The sequence below is a fragment of the Paenibacillus apis genome (assembly GCF_018333295.1).
GTDB classification, from domain to species: Bacteria; Bacillota; Bacilli; order Paenibacillales; family Paenibacillaceae; genus Fontibacillus; species Fontibacillus antibioticophila.
On sequence record NZ_BORS01000001.1, the window covers coordinates 495,990 to 517,073 of the forward strand.

A 21,084-nucleotide genomic window follows, 5' to 3' on the forward strand; every position below is an offset into this window, starting at 1 on the left:
ATGAAGCAGGCTGCGCTGAAGCGGGTGAGATGGTGAAGGAGAAGCAGGACAACATCGTGCTGATCGGCATGATGGGCACCGGCAAGACAACCGTTGGCGCAAGGCTGGCAGAGGAGACAGGCTATCCGCTCGTTGATCTGGATGCCTTGATCTCGGAGACGGCCGGTTGTCCGATCCCGCAGCTGTTTGCAGAGCGGGGAGAGCCCTATTTCCGAGACCTGGAGGCCGCTGTTCTGAAGGATGTGCTGGCACAGGAGGGCATCATCCTGGCTACTGGCGGCGGCGCGGTGCTCCGCAAAGAGAACTGCCTGGAGATGACCTCTCGGGGCTGGGTCGTGGCCTTGAAGGCTACCCTGGACGAGATTGTCAGCCGGGTCGGCGAGGACCCTGGGCGGCCGCTCTTGGCCGGCGGGGCCAGATCTCGGGTAGAGGCTTTACTGGAGCAACGAAGACAGGCGTACGATTTTGCCCATGTGATCATCGATACCTCCGGGAAAAGTCCGGAAGAAGTATCGGCTGAAATTTTAACGCATTACCGCGGTTCATCGAATTAATCAATGAGTGAAATGAATGAAGGGGAGCTGTATCCATGGACTTGATCGTGAGACCTACACCGGAATTGAATGGCGAAATCGGAGCATTATCGTCAAAAAATTATACGACACGCTATTTATTAGTTGCCGCTCTGGCGGAAGGAACGAGTACGGTCTATTATCCGGCTCATAGCGAAGACAGCGATGCCATGCGCCGCTGCATTCAGGATCTTGGCGCTGTGCTGGAAGAGGATGAAGAGAAAATTGTGATCACCGGCTTTGGAGGACGTCCGCGCGATGTGAAGGAGCTGAATGTTGGCAATGCCGGGGCGGTGCTGCGCTTTTTGATGGCGATCGCCTCGCTCTGTCCGGATGTTACCTTTGTGAACAGTTATCCTGATTCTCTTGGCAAGCGGCCGCACAGCGATCTGATTGTTGCGCTTGAAGGCATGGGAGTGCAAATCGAGCATCAGGACGGCAAGCTGCCGATCCGGATTATGGGCGGGAAGCCGCAAGGCGGCAAAATATCGGTCTCCGGCGAGGTCAGCTCCCAATATTTGAGCGCCCTGCTGTTCTTGGCGCCTCTGTTGGAGGAAGACAGCGAGATTACGGTGCTCGGCGATCTGAAGTCAAAGGTCGTGATCGGCCAGACTCTGGAGGTGCTTGAGCAGGCGGGCATCCAGATCGACGCTTCCTCCGATTACTCCCGGTTTCGTGTGCCCGGACGCCAGGCTTATCAGGCCAAGAACTACACCGTTCAAGGGGATTATCCTGGCTCTGCAGCGATTCTGGCGGCTGCGGCTGTCACGAAATCCGATGTGAAGGTACATCGCCTGATGGAGAAGAGCAAGCAGGGCGAACGGGCGATTGTAGATGTGCTGCAAATGATGGATGTGCCGCTGAAGCACCAGGACGGTACGGTTCATGTAACCGGTAACGGCCGCCTTCGCCCGGTTGAATTCGATGGAGATGCGGCAACGGATGCCGTGCTTGCGATGGTGGCAGCCGCCGTCTTTGCGGATGGAACCTCCAGATTCTATAACGTAGAGAACCTGCGGTATAAGGAATGCGACCGGATCACAGACTACTTGAACGAGCTGAAGAAGGCGGGAGCGAAGGTTGAGGAAGGCAGATCAGAGATCATTGTGCACGGCAGACCTGGCGGTCTGGAGGGCGGCGCGACGATCAATGCCCACTTTGATCACCGGGTGATCATGGCGCTCACCGTTGTCGGCTTACGCTGCAAGGAGCCGCTTTTGATCAAGGATGCGCATCATGTGGCCAAATCGTATCCGCAGTTTTTCGACCATTTGCAGGCGCTTGGCGCTTCGGTGGAATGGGTAAAATAAGCTTGAGTCTGAAAGGAGAGATGCTTTGTGGCATTTGAAAATCCGGATCGCGAGCAAATCAAGGAGATTCTTGAACAGGCAGGCAATATCGCTGTTGTAGGCTTGTCGGATAAAAGCGACCGTACCTCGTATATGGTTGCCGCTGCCATGCAGCAAAAAGGCTACCGGATCATTCCGGTAAACCCTGCGGTGCAGGGGGAAATTCTTGGAGAGAAGGTCTATGCCTCCCTGTCCGACATCCCGGAGCCGATTGATATCGTGAATGTATTCCGGCGCAGCGAGCATACGCCAGAGGTTGCCCGTGAAGCCGTTCAAATCGGGGCAAAGGTGCTGTGGCTGCAGCAAGGGATCGTGAGCGAGGAGGCAGGGAGCATCGCTGCCGAAGGCGGACTTACCGTGATCATGGATCGCTGTATCAAGGTGGAAGACAGTATTTTGCTCGGAAAAAGATAAATGAATCAAGCCATGATTGGCTGACCCGGCTGTGCTCAGACATCCGGGTCTTTCTTCGTTCTGCGGAATTTCCTTTGACAAATTTGACAGGCTGGGCTTACCATAAAGAACTAGAGAGAAGCAAATCCTAACTTGCGAGAATAAGCACGGCAGAAGATTAGGGGGTCGAAACATGATACAGGGTATCGGTGCAGCCTCGGGCGTAGCTATCGGCAAGGCTTTTGTGCTGCCCGCCTGGGAATGGGATGTTCCGGATCGCCGGATGGAAAAGGTGGATCTGGCCAAGGAATTTGAGCGCCTGTACGAAGGAATCCGTACGTCCAAGACCGAGATCGAGGTCATGAAGAATGAAATCAGGGAAACCGTCGGTGCTGAGGAATCCAGCATTTTCGATGCGCACATTGCAATTCTTGACGATCCTGTATTTATGAGTGAAATTCAAGGAATCATCGAGCGTCAGTATAAAGCGGCCGAGGTGGCGGTGAAAGAAGCCATCGACCACTTTGTCACGATGTTCGATCTGCTGGATGATGAATACATGAAGGAGCGGGCACTGGATATCAAGGATGTGGGGAACCGGCTGCTGAAGCATCTGCTGGGTACGCCGGAGATCACTTTGCCTTCTGATACACAGCCTTATATTCTGGTGGCTAAGGAACTGTCTCCCTCCCAACTGGTTCATTTGAATCCGGAAAATGTACTCGGCATGGTTACTATGTCAGGGGGAAAGACCTCCCATTCGGCCATTATGGCGCGGGCACTCGGAATCCCGCTGGTCTCGGGGCTGGAAAGCCTGACGGAAGAGCCGCTCTCAACCGGCGATCTGCTCATCATTGACGGGGATGAGGGCACCGTATATCGGGAGCCTTCCCGGGCGCTTCTAGAGCAGTTTAACCGGATTGCCGAGGAGCAGCGTTTGCGCAAGGAGCAGCTTCAACTGCTGGCATCGGTCGATGCGGTCACCAAGGACGGCTACCGCATGAGACTGGCCGGCAACATCAGCTCTGTGAAGGATGTAGAGCAAGCGGTCAAATATGGAGCCGAAGGGGTCGGATTGTTCCGGACGGAGTTTCTCTATATGGACCGTCCTGCCTTTCCATCCGAAGAGGAGCAGTTCGAAGTGTATCGACAGGTCGTGGAAGCGGCCGGCGGGCATCCGGTAGTGATTCGTACGCTCGATATTGGCGGAGATAAGCAGTTGGAGTACTTCCCGCTGTTTGAGGAAGAGAATCCTGTCCTCGGCTTCAGAGCGATCCGAATCAGTCTGGACGAGACTGAGATGTTTAAGACCCAGCTTCGGGCGCTTCTGCGGGCGAGTGCGTACGGACAGATCAAGATTTTGTATCCGATGATTCATACTCTGGAGGAGGTGCGGCAAGCCAATGCGCTTCTGGAGGAAGCCAAGCAGGAACTGCTTCGCCGTGAGCTGCCCTTCAACAAAGATATTGAGACCGGAATCATGATTGAGATTCCTGCGGCTGCCGCAATTGCTGATTTGCTGGCGCAGGAGGTCGACTTTTTCAGTATCGGCACGAATGACCTGGTCCAATATGTGCTGGCCGTAGACCGGATGAACGAGAAGGTTGCGCATCTCTATCATCCCTATCATCCTGCCGTTATTCGTCTGCTGCGGCAGACGGTGCTGGCCGCCAAGGAAGCCGGGATTTCCGTTAGCGTCTGCGGGGAAATGGCCGGCGATGAAAAGGCGCTTCCGCTCTGGCTCTATCTTGGTGTGACCAACCTGAGCATGTCGCCTCAATCCTTGCTTCGAGTGAAGCACCGGATTCTGAACAGCACATTGGCCGAGGGGATGGAGCAGGGCAAGCATTGCTACACGCTAACAACCTCTGAAGAGATTGAAGCAGCACTTACAAGATGGACGAAAAGCTAAAAAATATAAGCGAAAGGGCAATTTCACGGGAACGATCAGTTCTGTGAAATTGCCCTTTCGCTTATATCATGAGTTGAACTAGAAAACTACGTAGAAGGGGCATAAGTGTGCTTCACACGTTGCCCCCAGAACGTAAAATTCAGTAGTTCAACTTATATAACTTGCTTCAGTCCTGCCCTGCAACGGCATCAACAAATGCCTTGCCGTATTCCGGCAGGTCAGGCGGTCGGCGTGCGGAAACAATATGACCATCAACGACAACGGCTTCATCCTTCCAGATGGCCCCCGCATTTTCCATATCATCGCGAATGCCTGGGGTTGAGGTGACAGTGACCCCTTTTAGAATTCCTGCTGAAATTAGCACCCATCCCGCATGACAAATTTGCCCGATCGGCTTCTTCGCTTCATGCAGCTCTCGAACCACCTGAAGCACTTGCTTGTAGCGGCGAAGCTTGTCCGGGGCCCATCCGCCGGGAACGAGAATGCCGTCATAATCAGCGGCAGACAGCTCATCGAAGGAAAGCTCGCTTTCCGCGGGAACACCGTATTTCCCAATGTATTTTTTGCCTTTCTCCGGGCCGGCAAGATGTACAGTTGCCCCTTCCTCACGAACGCGATAAATCGGATACCAAAGCTCCAAATCCTCAAATTCATCATCGACCAAAGCAATAATTCTTTTACCAGATAATCTCAAATTCGTCTCCTCCTGTCTATTATTTCCGTTGACGAGCAGCCTATTCCATCCGTAATATTTAGATTGTATCAAAAAGTTGTGATTCATTAAAATTTTTTCTATGAAAATTGCTGATGATTAGATGAGGTGATCCTGTGCGCAAGCTATGCCGTTGCGGACATCGTATGAGCCTCGGCTTCCGTCTGGTTATATACAAGAATGGGATTCAGGTAGACCGGGTGCCGATTATGGAATGTGATGATTGCGAACGCTATGAAGTACTTTCTGCTGTGAAATCCGATCTGCTGGATCTTCTGTTCCAATTGGAGGAGCAGGGCGAGACCGGATTAATCCTGTTTCCTGAGGTGAATGAACTGGCTGACGTCCTGTATGGCTTGTTTACTGATCCGATGCTGGAAGCCGACCTCAATGAGGCCATGCTGGTGACGAGCTGCGAGGAGCGAATTAATCTTTTGCTCGACTTATACGGCTGTGCTCAAAAATCGAACGACAAAAATTGGATGAATGAAATCACGGTCCGCTTAGCCACTCTGTCGAATTTTGTTAGTAAACGCCAATTTTCTGGGGCGAAATAAAGAGAATTTTAGATGTTTTTCTTAAATGGAGTTGTGTTTAACTTTCTTTTTTTGGTAAGATATGATTAGAAAATGAAAAAGCAGTTTTCTGAAAGGGATGAAACTTGATGCCGGAATGGAAAAGAATCGTCTCCAAAGAGGAACTATCGGCCTTGCTGACACGGTCGGCAGAGCAGCCGGTCCTGCTGTTCAAGCACAGCACAAGATGTCCGATCAGTGCGGAAGCCTGTCGGGAAGCAGAAGCTTACTTGAGTCAGACACCGAATGAACAAGTTACATACGGTTTGATTTATGTAGTGGAAGATCGGGAGATATCCAATGAGGCTGCGGACAAGCTGAGGGTCAAGCATGAATCTCCGCAGGCGATTCTTGTCAAGAACGGACAGGCGGTATGGAATACCTCCCATTCGAGAATTACTGCAGACGCATTAGAGGAAGTCTTATCGAATTAAAGCGTTATCATTGCGTAAAGTATTTTTTTGTCGTATCATATTTTTAATTGAAAATCTATTGGCAATGGAGAGAAGAATGTGACAGTAACCATTTACGATGTGGCACGTGAAGCGGGCGTTTCGATGGCTACGGTTTCCCGGGTTGTGAACAACAATCCGAATGTGAAGCCGCAGACTCGAAAGAAAGTCTATGAAGCGATTGAACGGCTCGGATATCGCCCGAATGCTGTGGCAAGAGGCCTCGCCAGCAAGAAGACGACCACGGTAGGCGTGGTCATTCCCGATATTTCCAATTCGATTTTTGCGGAAATTGCACGCGGTATCGAGGATATTGCGAACATGTATCACTACAACATTATTTTGTGTAACGCCGACAAGAAGAAGGAGAAGGAAATCCGTGTAATCAATACCTTGCTTGAAAAGCAGGTGGACGGACTTCTGTTCATGGGCGGCACCGTAACCGATGAGCATCTTCAGGCGTTCCAGACCTCTGCGGTTCCGATTGTTCTGTGCGCGACGAGTGAAGAGCACGACACAATTCCTTCTGTCGACATCGACCATGAAGCAGCGGCATTTGATGCGGTCAGCACTTTGATTCGTCATGGGCATCGCCATATTGCGATGATCAGTGGTACGCTCCAGGATCCGGCGAACGGATATGCCCGGTTCCAGGGCTACAAGCGTGCGCTGGAGACGGCGGATATTCCGTATGATGAGGACTTGGTCCGAATCGGCAATTACCGCTACGAATCTGGTGTCGAGGCTATGAAGTATTTCCTTGGCTTCAAGAAGCGGCCGACGGCAGTATTCGCAGCAACGGATGAGATGGCAATCGGTGCGATTCACAGCATCCAGGATGAAGGCTTGCGGGTTCCGGATGATTTCTCCGTAATCAGTGTTGATAACATCCGCATGGCTTCCATGGTTCGGCCTCAGCTCACAACCGTGGCGCAGCCGATGTATGACCTTGGCGCGGTAGCGATGCGTCTGTTGACCAAGCTGATGAAGAAAGAAGCGGTGGACAACCCTCGGGTTATTTTGCCGCATGAGACGATCTTGCGTCTGTCTGTAAGTCATGTGTAACTAATAGCTGTACAAATAGAGATAATTATAAAGACAAATATATGAAAAAGGTTAACACGGAAAAAAGCTCCTTGCATAAGGAGCTTTTTTTGAAATTTCAAAAAATTTGGCACGTTGAGGAGCGTGAATTGGGGTAGTGGCCACACTTGGAATCATAGGCGCGATGGATGAAGAAATTCAGCTTTTATTACAGGGCTTGGAAGCAACCGAGAACTTCAGCTATGCAGGCACTTCCTTTAGCAAGGGAAATTTTCATGGTAAAGAAATTGTGGTATGCAAGTCCGGAGTTGGAAAGGTAAACGCGGCAATGACTGCCCAACTGTTGATTGACCGCTTCGATATCGGTGCCGTATGGTTTACGGGGGTGGCCGGTGCGGTCGATCCGTCGCTGGACATCGGAGATATCGTGATCTCCTCCTCTTGCCAGCAGCATGACATGGATTGCTCGCCGCTGGGATATCCGGTTGGAGTAACACCCTATCAGGAGGTATCCGATTTTCCGGCCCACCTGCCGTTTATCGCTCTTGCTCAGCAGGCTTGCGAGAGGGTCTGTACCAGCAGCAGTTATCTGACAGGCCGGGTGCTCTCCGGGGATCAATTTATCGCCGATTCAGTGCTCATCAAGCGATTCTATGAGGAGATGGATGGTGCCTGTGTGGAAATGGAGGGGGCGGCTGTAGCACAAGTGTGCTACAGGAATGAGATTCCGTATGTGATGCTCCGCTCCATGTCTGACAAGGCGGACGGTACGGCAAGCGCAAATTACTCGGAGTTCTCGGTAGAGGCCGCAAGCCGTTCTTATGAGATCATAGCGGACATGCTTGCTAATTATGAGGGCTGATCGTTCGCTGCTCCCGAATTTCCGGATACTCCTGCATGGCAACCGCGAGGGTCTCGCGGTTTTTTGCTGTAATCTCCGCTTTCCGGGGAATTCCTTCCCAGTGAGACATATCATCCAGCCAGCAGGCCGGCAGCTTGAACGACGTCTGCGGCTGCCATTTTTCGATCCAGGCGGAAGGCAGAGGCAGGAGAGGAGAAGACTCCAGCAGCTGCTGCTTGAGCGAATGGTGGCTCATCTCCAGCCACAGCAGGCTCCAGGCCCTAGGAACAACCCGCCAGATGTCGTAGCCCCCGCCGCCGATAGCGACCCAGCGGCCGCTGCAATAGGTATGAGCTAACTCATGAAGGATATGCGGCATCTGGTTATAGATCTCCATACTGCAATGGATGTGCGAGAGCGGATCTAATGCGTGGGCATCACAGCCATGCAGGCTCAAGATCAGGTCAGGCTTGAAGTGGTCAGCCAGCCTCCAGATCGACCGGGTAAAGCACTCCATCCAGGAGGCATCCTCCGTGTAGGGCTGGAGCGGAATGTTCACAGAGGCGCCATACCCATGATGCTCCCCGCGTTCCGTGACGAATCCGGTACCGGGGAACAGATATTTGCCAGTCTCATGGATAGAATAGGTGCATACATCTGGATCGGAGTAGAAGCTCCATTGCACTCCATCCCCATGATGAACATCTGTATCGATATATAAGACCCTTGCCCCATAGCGTCTCCGGGCATATTCGATTGCAACAGCGGCGTCGTTGTATACACAGAATCCGGCTGCTTTGGCAGGGAGTGCATGATGAAGACCGCCGCCCAGATGCAGGGCGTGCTCACATTGCCCGGACAGCACGGCTTCTACCGCCGTGATAGTCCCGCCTGCAACATCCGAAGCTGCCTCATGCATGCCTGTGAAGTAAGGTGTATCCTCATCCAGCAGTCCGTAACGTTCCGCGCTCCGGATGATCTCCGGTTGCGGAGACGGCACGCTCAGGGCTTTAACTGCCTCGATATATGCGGGCTGGTGGACCCACCTCAGTTCCTCTTCCTCGGCAGACCGGGATTTCAGTAAGTGTCCGGGCTCGAGAGCGCCGATGCAGGACAGCAGATCGACGGTAAGCTCCAGACGAATCGGATGAAAAGGATGCCGATCATGAAAACGGTAATTTGCCGCTCTATCATGATTTACAAATAATGCTCTTCCGCTCATAGCCTCCCCCATCCCTTTTCCATTCAAAACTTTAATTCTAATACATAAATCGCTGCTGGAACCGGATTCGGTCGAACTTTTCCTCCGACTCTATCGGTACCTCTTTACCTATGCGAACCATTAAGCAATTGGCCGGATGCGAGCATATTTCCGGATCGTCTGTAGCATACCAGACCATCCCGACCGTCTGCATCAGCCGTTCCATCATTTTGCGGTAATCCCAGACGGAGAGTCCGCTTGTCTTTAAGTCCCAATGCCAATAATACTCCGTGGTAAATACGATGTAGTTCTCCATTTGCTCCCCCTCGAACGCCGTTTGAATCATCCGGGACCCGATCTTAGAGGAGCGGTACGCATTCGCTACTTCGATGGCTCCGAGCTCAATCAAATCCTCCATCCTTCCCTGAGACCACCGCTCCATCTCATCGGGATAATGAAAGGTAACGTAGCCGATAATTTCGTCCAGTACCCGTGCGAGAATGATTCGCCCCTCCGGCAGCTCGGCGATCTCAATCAGGGCCTTCCATTGTTCCTGGGGCCTTCGGAAGGCGTCCAGATCGGGATGCATCCGCAAAGTACGAAGGTGGGAAGGTGATACAGGCCCCTCCAGTACAATTTCCTCTTCACCATAGGGTAGGGTGTGGCGGATATACGTTTTTCGATGCTCCATCCTGGCCGCCTCCTTGGTTCATTTCCCTCACTTATACCAAAAAAATCAATTCCTGAAAAGTATAGCCGCTTGCAGAGGGGTGTGCTATAATGTTCTCCGACATAATATTTTCACATTTACATCTTGACAATGTGATTTTAATATCAATTTCTGCTTCTTTCAAGCTCAATTCAGAAATTCTGCAATTTATGTTCTATTCAGATTTGAATCCGTTTTCATTGAAAGCAACAGCTATAAGTTGAAGAATTTCAAGGGGAGGATGGAACAATGAGTCAATTGCAAGGAGAGATTATAGCTGTAGGAGCTGCTTCTTCCAATTTGGGCAATTATGAAGAAGCCTGCAGTCAATTTCATTGGGAAGATGTGGAGAAGCAGTTCACCTGGTATGAGACCGGGAAGGTCAACATGGCCTATGAAGCGATTGATCGTCATGTGGACGAGGGAAGAGGGGGACGGATTGCTCTTCTGTATCAAGACGGCGATGGACGACAAGAATCCTATACCTTTGAAGAGCTCCAGGCAAAGTCGAACCAGTTTGCGAATGTGCTTCGAAGCAAGGGGATTTCAAAGGGAAACCGGGTATTTGTATTCATGCCTCGCAGCCCGGAGCTGTACATTTGCCTCCTTGGCATTCTCAAGATAGGAGCGATCGCCGGGCCCTTGTTCGAAGCCTTCATGGAGACAGCGGTTAAGGATCGTCTTGAGGATAGCGGAGCGGTTGCGCTTGTGACAACAACTGCGTTGCTGCCGCGTGTACGGCGGGATGAATTGCCGCTGCTGAAATATGTCTTTGTTGCTGGCGATCATGTGCAGAAGGAAGACGGGATCCTTGACTATCACAGTGAAATGAGTCAGGCCTCCACAAATGCGGAGATGGAGTGGGTGAACCGTGAGGACGGATTGATCCTGCATTATACCTCCGGTTCAACGGGAAAGCCGAAGGGCATCTACCATGTCCATAATGCCATGCTCCAGCACTATTATACCGGTAAAGTTGTACTGGACCTGAAGCAGGATGACGTATACTGGTGCACTGCCGATCCGGGCTGGGTTACAGGCACTTCCTATGGGATCTTTGCACCCTGGCTGCATGGCGTAACTAATGTGGTACGGGGCGGACGTTTCAGCCCGGGGGACTGGTATGACACCATCCAGCGTTACGCTGTCACAGTCTGGTATAGTGCTCCTACGGCCTTCCGGATGCTGATGGGCGCCGGTGAAGATATTGTTAGGGAGTATGACTTGTCCTCCTTGCGCCATGTCCTGTCTGTCGGAGAAGCCTTGAACCCGGAGGTTGTACGATGGGGGCATAAGACGTATGGACACCGGATTCATGATACCTGGTGGATGACGGAGACGGGAGGACAGCTGATTTGTAATTATCCGTCCCTGCCGATCAAGCCGGGTTCGATGGGGAAACCCGTTCCCGGTATTCAGGCGGCTATCATCGATGACAATGGCAAGGAATTGCCGCCGAACCGCATGGGGAATCTGGCCATCCGCACGCCTTGGCCGTCCATGATGCGGCTTGTCTGGAACAATGCGCCCAAATTCGAGGAATATTTCCGAATTCCCGGATGGTACATTTCCGGGGACACGGCCTATATGGATGAGGACGGGTATTTCTGGTTTCAAGGCCGGATCGATGACGTGATCAATTCATCCGGGGAGCGAGTAGGCCCCTTTGAAGTCGAGAGCAAGCTTGTCGAGCATCCGGCAGTGGCCGAAGCGGGCGTTATCGGAAAGCCTGATCCGGTGCGGGGAGAGGTGATCAAGGCATTTATCTCATTGAGAGAAGGCTATCACCCGACAGAAGAGCTGAAGGCAGAGATATCGCGCTTTGTGAAGGAAGGCTTGTCGGCGCATGCGGCTCCAAGGGAGATCGAGTTCAAGGATAAGCTGCCGAAGACCCGTTCAGGTAAGATTATGCGTCGTGTCCTGAAGGCATGGGAGCTGAATCTCCCGGCTGGTGATTTGTCGACAATTGAGGACTAGAGGGTTGAATATATGAGAATGGCTGTCTCAAGCTCTGCTATAGAGCTTGAGACAGCCATTTTTAATTCGTGATTTTGGCCGGTGCAGAAGGAGAAGATTCCCCAAGAGCATTCACAGCCGTTACCTGGACCCATCCGCCCTTGTCGCTCATAAAGCTGAATTGTGCGGTGGAGGAGGTGCCAAGCAGATTAAATGGACCTGCTTCATGCTCCGAATAGTAAATATTGTAGCTGATCACTTGATCCGCAAGACTTCCGGACTGCCAAGTTACCGTAATGCTGTTATCATTATTTTGTATGCTAACCTGTCCTGGTGCAGCTGGCGGCAGGAAGATTTCACCCTGCTGTTCTCCGGACGGATCGCTTCCTTCTCCGCTTCCTTCTCCGCCCTCCGAAGCGTCAGGGAAATCAGGGAACCAGTCATTGTAACCGACAATCGCACTTGGTACGGATTCTTTGCCTGCCACGTCAACCGCAGTCACATAATAGGAACTGCTAAAGCCGCCGTTGCCAGGATCCTTGATCACCGTGTCCCCGCCAGTCCGTGCAACGCTTCCTGTGTATTGGAAGGTGCTTCCGTCAATAGACCGGTAGAGCCTATAACCTACAACATCACTTTCCGGATTCTTGTCGAAGCTTACAACGGCTGCTCCGCTTGAGCTATCCAGCCTTACATTGGCTGGTGCGGCAGGAGGATTACCGTCGTCAACCCGCGGATCCGGCTTGCTAGGCGCATCTTCTCCGGCATCCTTCGGCATATAAAAGCTGAGCGACTTGTGATTCTTCATGACTTTAAAGGCATTTTCCAATTCTTCAATCAGCGCCTGGATCGGCTTTTCACGCTTCATGACGACCTTTTCGAGAACCATATCCTCAGGTGTGGCCTCTTGAGGGATATAATTGACGCCTTCATAAGTGATGTATTTCATACGGACCAATACATCATCCGGCTCGGTAGGCACGAATTTTGAGTTGAAAATATCTGTAACCGTCTTGCCGGCCTGCCTTGTCAAATCTGTCGGCAGCTTGCCGCTATAGCCGGACACGGTTTTACTGACGATACCCTCAGGCTTGGCAAATTCGTTCGTCACGAACAGATCGGGAACATTATCGGTCACTTCGTTCATAACGAGTGCCCAAATTTTTCTGGCACGAGATTTACCCTCACTGGAGAGGGTATTGACCGGCTCCTTGTAGCCGATCCAGATTCCCAGAGTCACATCCGGCGTATATCCCATGAACCAGACATCCGCATAATTTTGCGTCGATCCGGTTTTGCCGACCACAGGGATTTTTCCGTATTTATCAAAATCGCTCTTAATGGACGTCCCGGTTCCGCTTGTGATGACCGTGCGAAGCATATCGGTCATCAGGTAAGCTGTTTGCTTGGAGAACACACGCTGCGGGTCATTCTCGTGCAGGTAGACGACATTTCCGTTGGAATCGGTAATTTTAGAGATCATATAGGCGTCATTGAACTGTCCGCCATTGCCGATGGCGGAATAGGCATTCGTCAATTCCTCAACCGATACTCCGTATTTCAGGCCGCCAAGCACCCCGGTTTGCGCAGAATAATCCTGCTCATCCAGAGTAGTAATTCCGAGCTTTTTCGTAAAATCCCACGCTTTATCTATCCCTAAGATGTTATTGAAAATCTTCAGAGCAGGGACGTTTCGAGACTCGTTAAGTGCGGTTCTGGCGGTTACCAGTCCCTTATAGCCTCCGCTTGAATTTACCGGAATGTGATAACCCTTCTGGTAATCGCGCAGGATAATCGGCGAATCGTCGATGATGCTTGCCGGCTGGACGAGTCCTTCTTCCATTGCAGGCAGGAAGGCGGCTATCGGCTTCATGGTAGAGCCGGGCTGCCGGACCATCTGGGTGGCATAGTTCATCTGCTCTGTATAGAAGTCCCGACCCTCAATCATGCCTAGGATGGCTCCTGTGGTATTGTCGATCATCATGCCTGCAACCTGTTCCAAACCCTTGGTCTCGCTATAAGGCGAGAAGTTATTCGCATCGTCAGAGATTTTGTGCATGGAGTTGTAGACCTTTTTATCAATCGTCGTAAAGACGCGGTATCCACCGGTCAACAGCTCCTGCCTTGCCTCCTCCAGAATCTGAGAATTGCTGGACGCTTCTTCCTTGGTCAGCTCCGGATTGTTGAGCATTGCAATGACGATGGCTGCTTGACGCTCTGTCTCCAGCATCAGGTAAGGGAAGGTATCATAAGCCTTCTTCGTCTGCGGAGCCAGGGAAGACTTAATATCAAAGGCGAGTGCTTCATGATATTGAGACTCGGTAATTTTGTTCTCCTCAAGCATCCGCTGAAGCACCAACCGCTGTCTCTTCAGAGCGCGGTCGAAGGCTTCTTGGTTGAATTCCCCCTTGCCGTTGAAGGCCGAATAGGAGGAGGGAAGCTGCGGAAGACCCGCCAGATAAGCAGATTGTGCGATATTGAGATCCTCTAGATTAGTAATATTAAAAATTCCTTTGGCCGCAGCCTTGATTCCATAGACCTGATATCCGTTGGAACCATTGCCGAACGGAACCTTATTCAGGTAGGCGGTAAGAATCTCATCCTTACCTAAAAAACGCTCCAGACGCAGTGCAAGCAGAATTTCCTTGACCTTCCGGTTGTCCGTTCGATCGAGATTCAGAAATACTCTTCGGGCAAGCTGTTGGGTCAACGTACTTCCGCCGGTTTGAACGTCTTCGTTCAACAATCTTTGCTTGACGGCACGAAGGGTTCCCTTGAAGTCGATGCCGATATGCTCCCGAAAATGGTTATCTTCAATCGCGAGAACCGCGTCAATGACGGTTGCGGGAATTTCCTTATGATTCACGGGCCGGCGGTCCTCTTCCGAACGAAGCTGTCCAATCGGCTGCCCGTCACGGAAATATGCAAATCCGGTAATGGCATTGTAATTCATCTTTTTCTCAATATCAGCCTGGGAGCGTATAGGTTCTTCCTTTACAATGGAAGAGACATATCCGAATACAGCGCCCCCGGCGAACAAGCCCCCGGCAATGCCCAGCAGGAAAAGCCATCCGAGAGTTGCCCAGACCCAGCGTCCGCGTTTGCGTCTGCGGGTAGGTTGCGTCTTCTTCGGTTTCGATCTCCGCTTCTTTCCGGAGCTGTTCTCATTCTCTTGAACCATGGATGTTCCTCCTTTTTTACCGTCCCCATTATAGCATAAATTGGCTTTTAAGTTTAGCTTTCGTGCATTTTGGACATCATTCAGCACGAGCCGGTGAAGCCGAACGAAGGGAAAGTGGCCGGCCCGGATATTGAAATTCAATAGTCTGCCGGGGACATTTTCCAGGCAGGGAAACGGAAATTTGCCAGGCTTGTGATAAAATAGACAGAATTTTCACTTCTATAGGTCGAAGGTTCTATGAATTTGTGTAATTCTATTGTAGAATTGGATCGAGATCCGATTATCTCACAACCGCTTAACCTAATAGGACAGATTTGTATAAGACCGAATGGACCTTTCAGGCCCCATTAGGTCTTTTTTTTCAAGCAGGCGGCTTTTTTGGAGGAGGAGTGATGAATGAAAAAGGATAGTGCGGAGACAGAACTGGTCCGGCGGGTGTGTATCGCTGTTTTGATGATGCTGGCGTTCGTGAGCATGTTCACTCGCCCGCATCTTATTTTTGGAATCACCGTCGTTTTTACGAACATTTTTCTTATTGGGCTTATTCGACTCCAAGGGATCCGGATGGGTATCCTGGTATCTGCAAGCGCTTATGGAATCATGATTGCACTGAATGCCGCCCCTGCCTATGTGCTGATCTTTTTCCTGGAACTGCTCTGGATTGCGATTTGTATTCACAGAAATCAAGGACAGGTACTGAAGCTTGACCTGTACTTCTGGCTTTTGATCGGGCTCCCCTTAACGACGGCTTTATTCTTCACAAGCGGCTCCTATACCATGATCGAATTTGCACTTCTGTTTGCAATCACGGTGTCCAACAGCCTGTTTAATATCCTTACAGCCGATATGCTGGACTACTATGTGATGAGAAGAGTCATACCACCTGCAAAAGAATACCGTCCGCCGATTCCGTTCAAGCGCGTCTTATTCCATCTAACGGTCACCACCGTATCGCTCCCCTTCTTGATTAACCTGACCGTTGGTGGCTGGCATTCTATCGATTCCTCCAAGATGAATGCACTCAAGACGGCGGAGAGCACGGCTGAACGTATTTTAAGCGAGCTGGAGCACAGGGGAGAGGAGGGACTTCAGACCGGGGATCTGCAGGAGATTGCATCCCGCTTCGCAACCCCTGCTCCTGACCTGCTCAACATCGTTATTGCAGGCAAGGAGGGGGTTGCATTGGCTGCCAGCGATATGAGCTTATATGCAAACTGGAAGCCGAGGGAGCCGCTGAAGCCGGTCGAGAGCAGGTTCGAGATTGACCTTCCTGAGGAGAGCACCCTGCTTCCCACCGGACGCTGGCATGATGCGAATTATGTCTACACAGCATCTTCGGACAAGCAGGAATATCTGATATCGGTCATCCTGCCTGTTATGCCTTATCAGACAGCCATTTTTCTGGAGTACATATATCAAATCCTGTACATGATGGCAAGCGCTTCCATTGCGGTATGCTTGGCTCTGTGTATCAACGCCTGGCTTGAACGAAGCCTAAAACGGCTGGAGCTCAATTCAAGCCGTTTGCCGGTCAAGCTCAGGCAGATGGCTGTACCTGACTGGTCCTCCAGTGGGATTCTGGAGATTGATTCGTTAGCGCATAATTTTAAAAGCATATCAGACGAATTACTGAACAGGTTCGAAGAAATGGAGTCGATAAATAGCCAGTTGCGCGTTTCGGAGGAGAAGCTGAAATATCTTGCTTACTACGATACTTTGACCGGGCTGCCAAATCGGCTAAGGTTTCGTCAGCGGCTCAGTGAAATGATCAGGGATACGGGCTTACGGGAGAAGATAGCGGTCCTATTTGTCGACATTAACCGGTTTAAAGAAGTGAATGACGCCCTGGGACATATCTCAGGGGATTTGCTGCTGCTGAAGGTGTCACTTCGTTTTGAGCAGCTTGCTGATGAGCAGTGCGAGGTGTTCCGGCTGGGAGGAGATGAATTCATTTTCCTGTACAAATATATTTCGGATGACGATCTTCCTGAAATGGCCAAGCGGATCGGCAGGCTGTTTGACTCCCCGCTCGAGCTGGAGGGGAATTATATTTATATTACGTTGAGTATTGGAGTCAGTATCTATCCAGAGCATGGGATCAGTCAGGATGATATCGTCAGGAAAGCGGATATGGCCATGTATGCGGCCAGAGAGAAGGGGGAGGGCAGCTACTATATTTTCAACAGAGACAGAGAGAATGCGATGAATGAAACCGTGCTTCTGGAGAACGGTCTAAGAACCGCTTTGCATGAAGAGCAGTTATATCTGGTCTATCAGCCTAAAGTGAATCCGGTAACAGGGCGAATGAGGGGATATGAGGCGCTCATACGTTGGAATCATCCCGAACTGGGAGCGATTCCCCCGTCAAAGTTCATTCCGATTGCCGAAGCCTCGGGTGTGATCGCGGATATTGATTTCTGGATGCTCCGGGAAGCATGCAGACAGACGAAGGAATGGCATGAACTTAAGGTCCATAAACTGCCAATCTCTGTGAACCTGTCCACCAAGCATTTCTACCGGATGAACATTGTAGGACGCATACATTCAATCTTGCGCCAGACAGGTCTTGAGCCGCATTATTTGGGGCTAGAACTTACGGAAAGTGTATTTATGAATCAGACTGAACAGGTCGTCGAGGCCTTGCAGGAACTTAAGAGAATGGGAATTGAAATTGTCATTGAGGAATTTGGAACCGGTTATACCTCCTTAAGCAGACTTCGGCATCTGCCGGTTTCAACCGTGAAGCTGGATAGGACCTTTTTTCATAATGGAGAAGATCTTACCGAAGATAACGCCTCTGTAGTGAAAGGAATTGCCGGTCTGGTTAACAGCATGGGGCTCAAGGTTACTGCGGAAGGTATAGAGACAGAAACCGAGCAGGAATTGTTTGTAGAGTTAAATTGTGAGGAATTGCAAGGGAACTTTTTCAGTCCGCCGCTGGACTCCCGAAGCTTCGAAAGGTATGCTGCCGCAGAACAGGGGCTCCATACTGAAGAAATAATTTAGAGAAGATACATCTTGGAACATAAAGGAACAGCCGTCCACGCGGACGGCTGTTCTCGTTATTAACGGTTGTAGAATTCGACGATTTGCTTCTCGTCGATGTCTTGGGACAACTCGGAACGTTCTGGCAGGCGGATGTACTTGCCTTCCATAGCGTTGTCGTTGTACTCCAGGTAAGCTGGAAGATGCGAACGGTTTTCCAGGGCTTCCTTCACGGAAGACAAGCCGCGGCTTCTTTCGCGAAGACCAATTACGTCACCCAGGCTCACACGGTAGGAAGCGATATCCACTTTCTTGCCGTTCACTGTGATATGACCATGAGCTACCAATTGGCGTGCACCTGCACGGGAATTAGCGAAGCCAAGACGGTATACCAGGTTGTCCAGGCGGCTTTCGAGCAGGGCCATAAAGTTTTCACCGGCAATACCCGGTTGTTTTTGCGCGTGTGCGAAGAGTGTGCGGAATTGCTTTTCACCCAAACCGTACATATGACGCAGTTTTTGCTTCTCCAACAGCTGCATGCCGTAGTTGGAAACCTTTCTGCGTTGGTTAGGACCATGTTGTCCTGGAGGGAAAGGGCGTTTCAAGTCTTTGCCAGTACCGCTCAAGGAAATGCCAAGGCGGCGGCTGAGTTTAAATTTAGGACCAGTGTAACGTGCCATTGTATAGGTAGACTCCTTTTATCAATAATTTTCTGTGTAGGGTTCTACTTGCGCGGGTTTTGTTTGTGCGTGCGGAGGATAGATGTCCGCCCTCCGACAAGAAAGTTCAGCCGCTGTCTTGTCGGCAACAAAAACCGAGAGGGTGCTCGCATGCGTTACGCCCTAATCAAGATCCTATCCTGATCTTTATCAACAATAAATATTATATGAATTAGTGCTATAAAGTCAAGGGCGTAATATGCATGTTCTCCTGGAATTTTGTCGATAGTTCTTTTGTCCTAGGGAAAGCTTGGAAAATAGAGATTTTTTAATGCAAACGTGTTAATTAGATAGTAGAATGGATGTACATAAATTATACGGACAAGCGGCTGTCAATTCGTTAATCATCCTGCATCCAGAATCGAAAGGCTTCGAGTACATGACTTCTTCGCTTCTCAAGAGAAGACGAGAGTGAAAGGGAGCTATCTATGGCCAAACATCCCCATGACGATCTGATGACGACATTGCAAGGCAACGCTGGCTTTTCTCTCCAAACCGTAGATTCAGCCCGGACACGTATGGACTATACGGACTGGCTCGAATTCGTGGATATTACTTCTTATGACTATCCTTATATTACACCGCTACTCCTTGAGACCTATGAAGAATGGTCGAAGGAACTGCCTTTGCTTCCGGGCATAGATGAGGTCGTCTGGTTTATTGCCGACTATTCAGGACAATTGCTTCTTCATCAAGAGATGGAGGAGGGCAATCGGGTTGCACGGGATTGTGTGAACCGCTCCGCAGCCGTATCTTCTCTCTCCGAAGGCAGCCACTACCTTGCTGTACCCTTGCTGTCCAGGCATACTAAGGAGCTGTTTGCAGTGCTGGGCTGCAGGGTCAGCGGGTTGCAGCCGGACACCGCACCGCTCGCACTGTCCTGGGTTGAGTTGGCGGGAAGGTATTTTTTGTCGTGCTTTTACAAATTCTTTAAAGCGTTATTTGTCTCGGATGTACTGAGTCTTCAGCACAAGTCAAGCCAGGAGGAACACCGGAGGAACATTCTGTTTCAGGTGGTTCAAAAGCTGCACGATCAAATTGATGTGGATGCCGTGCTTACTGAAGTGTTCGAGCGGATTTCGGGAATGTATCCGGGAGTTGAGGTAGAACTTCTAATGTCCCAGGATTATCTTAGCCGAGACCCGAGGGTTAAATCCTTGCAGCTGCAGGGGGAAGACGACCACATGTGTGTTAGAGCATTTATGCAAGGGAAGATGCTTCGACATGAGTGTCTCAATGAAATGCGGCAACCATGTCTGGAAGTTGCAGTCCCGCTAACCGGAAAGCAAGGAGTATACGGCGTGTTTCATTTAGTGATTCCCCGGGATGATATTGAGGAAGCGGATCTCCGTTTGATTGAAATGTTGGCGGATACGGCCGGTTCTGCCTTTGAAAATGCCAAATTGTACGAGCAGTCCAATCTTCTTGTGAGCGAGTTTCGGCTGATTAATGAATTGACTAAGCGCTTAAATGGAAGCCTTCGTTTGAAGGAAGTATTCAAATTTGCAACAGAAGAACTTCTGTCTATTTTCCATGCGGAATACTGCTGCATCTGTCAGATTGACAGAGACGGCGAGTATTTTGAGGTGATGGCTTGCAATATTCCGGAGTTATCCAAAGAGCATTTTCCTAAGGATTATGGATTCTCAGGTGTGGTCTATTCCACTCGGGAGCCGATGATATTATCAGATTACAAGGCTGATAATAAAATGCAGTCCAAGCTTATGGAGGATACGGGCTCACGGTCATTGATCGTTACCCCGCTCATTGTGAGGGGAGAGGTGATCGGCACCATTATGCTTGCACATCGGAAGGAGCATTTCTTCTCCTATGATAACTATAGGCTGCTGCAAGTTCTGTCTTCCCATATAGCTCTTTCGATTGCGAATGCTTCGCTGCATGCGGAAGTGCAGCGAATGGCTAACCAGGACATGCTGACGGAGCTGTATGCTAGGCGGTATCTGGATGATCGGGTGTCGCAAATGCTTAGGCTTCATGAAAAGGGATGCTTGATTATCGTTGACATCGATTCCTTTAAGCAGATTAATGATACCTTTGGCCACCAGGTCGGTGATCGGATATTAAAGCAAGTATGTGCAATTATAAAGAGTACAGTCCGGAAAAGCGATATTTCAGCCCGCTGGGGCGGGGAAGAACTGGCAATCTACTTACCGGAGGCGGACGTTCATATCGGACAACAAATTGCGGAGAAGATACGTCTGAGAGTCGCCTCCGAGACCGATCCTCAGGTCACCGTTTCCTGCGGAATATCAGGGTGGACACTTGAATCGGAAAAGGTCAGCGTAGAGTCCTTGTTCTATTTGGCTGATATGGCGTTGTATAAAGCAAAAAAGAGCGGAAGAAACCAGTCGTGCGTTGGGTAGTGCGTCACTGGTGCAGGAAGTCTGCAGGTCGAATTATGCAGGCTTCTTTTTTTGTATAGATTTTCATGCGAAGGACAGTCTAAGCCTAAATAAACACCG

At 50.5% G+C, this 21,084-nt stretch carries 16 protein-coding genes; 11 read left to right on the forward strand and 5 right to left on the reverse strand.

The genetic code is table 11. The features are described from left to right. The first annotated feature begins 32 nt into the window (after positions 1–32). The 4 genes from KI362_RS02190 (at position 33) to ptsP (ending at position 4,226) form a co-directional block, all read left to right on the forward strand. Positions 33–554: a shikimate kinase gene (locus KI362_RS02190; RefSeq protein WP_374705608.1), complete on the forward strand. Its 522-nt coding sequence runs from the start codon at positions 33–35 to the stop codon at positions 552–554. Positions 555–589: 35 nt separating this feature from the next. After that, positions 590–1,882, forward strand: a complete 1,293-nt coding sequence (gene aroA / locus KI362_RS02195) for a 3-phosphoshikimate 1-carboxyvinyltransferase (RefSeq protein ID WP_301624520.1) — start codon at positions 590–592, stop codon at positions 1,880–1,882. 27 nt (positions 1,883–1,909) lie between these two features. Beyond that, positions 1,910–2,335 carry a CoA-binding protein gene (locus KI362_RS02200; protein WP_301624521.1) on the forward strand — a complete coding sequence of 142 codons (426 nt, stop codon included), beginning with the start codon at positions 1,910–1,912 and terminating at the stop codon, positions 2,333–2,335. A 172-nt stretch (positions 2,336–2,507) separates the two neighbouring features. Next, positions 2,508–4,226, forward strand: a complete 1,719-nt coding sequence (ptsP, locus tag KI362_RS02205; protein ID WP_301624523.1) for a phosphoenolpyruvate--protein phosphotransferase — start codon at positions 2,508–2,510, stop codon at positions 4,224–4,226. A 166-nt stretch (positions 4,227–4,392) separates the two neighbouring features. Here the strand turns inward: ptsP and KI362_RS02210 are convergent, their stop codons facing one another. Further along, the gene (locus tag KI362_RS02210) at positions 4,393–4,920 is read right to left on the reverse strand and encodes a type 1 glutamine amidotransferase domain-containing protein (RefSeq protein ID WP_301624525.1); all 528 of its coding nucleotides are present in this window, start codon (positions 4,918–4,920) and stop codon (positions 4,393–4,395) included. 134 nt (positions 4,921–5,054) lie between these two features. On the opposite strand from KI362_RS02210, the gene KI362_RS02215 reads away from it, so the two are divergent. From KI362_RS02215 to KI362_RS02230, 4 genes are all read left to right on the forward strand, one after another. Beyond that, positions 5,055–5,495, forward strand: a complete 441-nt coding sequence (locus tag KI362_RS02215) for a hypothetical protein (protein WP_301624527.1) — start codon at positions 5,055–5,057, stop codon at positions 5,493–5,495. A gap of 107 nt (positions 5,496–5,602) precedes the next feature. Then, a complete protein-coding gene (ytxJ, locus tag KI362_RS02220) occupies positions 5,603–5,947 on the forward strand; it encodes a bacillithiol system redox-active protein YtxJ (RefSeq protein WP_301624528.1) in 345 nt (114 codons plus the stop codon). Positions 5,948–6,025: 78 nt separating this feature from the next. Further along, entirely contained in the window at positions 6,026–7,030 is a 1,005-nt protein-coding gene (ccpA, locus tag KI362_RS02225) for a catabolite control protein A (RefSeq protein WP_044479207.1), read from the forward strand. 136 nt (positions 7,031–7,166) lie between these two features. After that, complete coding sequence (locus KI362_RS02230; protein ID WP_301624530.1) at positions 7,167–7,871, forward strand: 5'-methylthioadenosine/adenosylhomocysteine nucleosidase; 705 nt, start codon at positions 7,167–7,169, stop codon at positions 7,869–7,871. Here the strand turns inward: KI362_RS02230 and KI362_RS02235 are convergent. Beyond that, the gene (locus KI362_RS02235; RefSeq protein WP_301624531.1) at positions 7,855–9,072 is read right to left on the reverse strand and encodes an acetoin utilization protein AcuC; all 1,218 of its coding nucleotides are present in this window, start codon (positions 9,070–9,072) and stop codon (positions 7,855–7,857) included. The two genes, KI362_RS02230 and KI362_RS02235, sit on opposite strands and share 17 nt — an antisense overlap. 37 nt (positions 9,073–9,109) lie before the next feature. Beyond that, positions 9,110–9,742: a GNAT family N-acetyltransferase gene (locus tag KI362_RS02240; RefSeq protein WP_044479204.1), complete on the reverse strand. Its 633-nt coding sequence runs from the start codon at positions 9,740–9,742 to the stop codon at positions 9,110–9,112. Between the two features lie 267 nt (positions 9,743–10,009). On the opposite strand from KI362_RS02240, the gene acsA reads away from it, so the two are divergent. Then, positions 10,010–11,737 (forward strand): acetate--CoA ligase, encoded by a 1,728-nt coding sequence (gene acsA / locus KI362_RS02245; RefSeq protein WP_301624533.1) that lies wholly within the window; start codon positions 10,010–10,012, stop codon positions 11,735–11,737. Between the two features lie 61 nt (positions 11,738–11,798). Here the strand turns inward: acsA and KI362_RS02250 are convergent, their stop codons facing one another. Further along, the gene (locus KI362_RS02250; protein WP_301624534.1) at positions 11,799–14,897 is read right to left on the reverse strand and encodes a transglycosylase domain-containing protein; all 3,099 of its coding nucleotides are present in this window, start codon (positions 14,895–14,897) and stop codon (positions 11,799–11,801) included. 396 nt (positions 14,898–15,293) lie between these two features. Here KI362_RS02250 and KI362_RS02255 point away from each other — a divergent pair, with 396 nt between their 5' ends. Next, positions 15,294–17,903, forward strand: coding sequence for an EAL domain-containing protein (locus tag KI362_RS02255; protein WP_301624536.1), 2,610 nt, complete (start codon positions 15,294–15,296; stop codon positions 17,901–17,903). Positions 17,904–17,962: 59 nt separating this feature from the next. Here KI362_RS02255 and rpsD read toward each other — a convergent pair whose 3' ends face one another. Next, positions 17,963–18,562 carry a 30S ribosomal protein S4 gene (gene rpsD, locus KI362_RS02260; protein ID WP_044479201.1) on the reverse strand — a complete coding sequence of 200 codons (600 nt, stop codon included), beginning with the start codon at positions 18,560–18,562 and terminating at the stop codon, positions 17,963–17,965. A gap of 467 nt (positions 18,563–19,029) precedes the next feature. On the opposite strand from rpsD, the gene KI362_RS02265 reads away from it, so the two are divergent. Further along, entirely contained in the window at positions 19,030–20,985 is a 1,956-nt protein-coding gene (locus KI362_RS02265) for a sensor domain-containing diguanylate cyclase (protein WP_301624538.1), read from the forward strand. The last annotated feature ends 99 nt before the right edge of the window (positions 20,986–21,084 follow it).

What these genes read in the sequence shown, in the direction of transcription:
- ytxJ (WP_301624528.1), top strand. Translation starts at nt 5,603, where the DNA reads ATGCCGGAATGGAAAAGAATCGTCTCCAAAGAGGAACTATCGGCCTTG.
- ptsP (WP_301624523.1), top strand. Translation starts at nt 2,508, where the DNA reads ATGATACAGGGTATCGGTGCAGCCTCGGGCGTAGCTATCGGCAAGGCT.
- KI362_RS02235 (WP_301624531.1), bottom strand. Translation starts at nt 9,072, where the DNA reads ATGAGCGGAAGAGCATTATTTGTAAATCATGATAGAGCGGCAAATTAC.
- KI362_RS02250 (WP_301624534.1), bottom strand. Translation starts at nt 14,897, where the DNA reads ATGGTTCAAGAGAATGAGAACAGCTCCGGAAAGAAGCGGAGATCGAAA.
- KI362_RS02265 (WP_301624538.1), top strand. Translation starts at nt 19,030, where the DNA reads ATGGCCAAACATCCCCATGACGATCTGATGACGACATTGCAAGGCAAC.
- KI362_RS02255 (WP_301624536.1), top strand. Translation starts at nt 15,294, where the DNA reads ATGAAAAAGGATAGTGCGGAGACAGAACTGGTCCGGCGGGTGTGTATC.
- KI362_RS02240 (WP_044479204.1), bottom strand. Translation starts at nt 9,742, where the DNA reads ATGGAGCATCGAAAAACGTATATCCGCCACACCCTACCCTATGGTGAA.
- rpsD (WP_044479201.1), bottom strand. Translation starts at nt 18,562, where the DNA reads ATGGCACGTTACACTGGTCCTAAATTTAAACTCAGCCGCCGCCTTGGC.
- acsA (WP_301624533.1), top strand. Translation starts at nt 10,010, where the DNA reads ATGAGTCAATTGCAAGGAGAGATTATAGCTGTAGGAGCTGCTTCTTCC.
- aroA (WP_301624520.1), top strand. Translation starts at nt 590, where the DNA reads ATGGACTTGATCGTGAGACCTACACCGGAATTGAATGGCGAAATCGGA.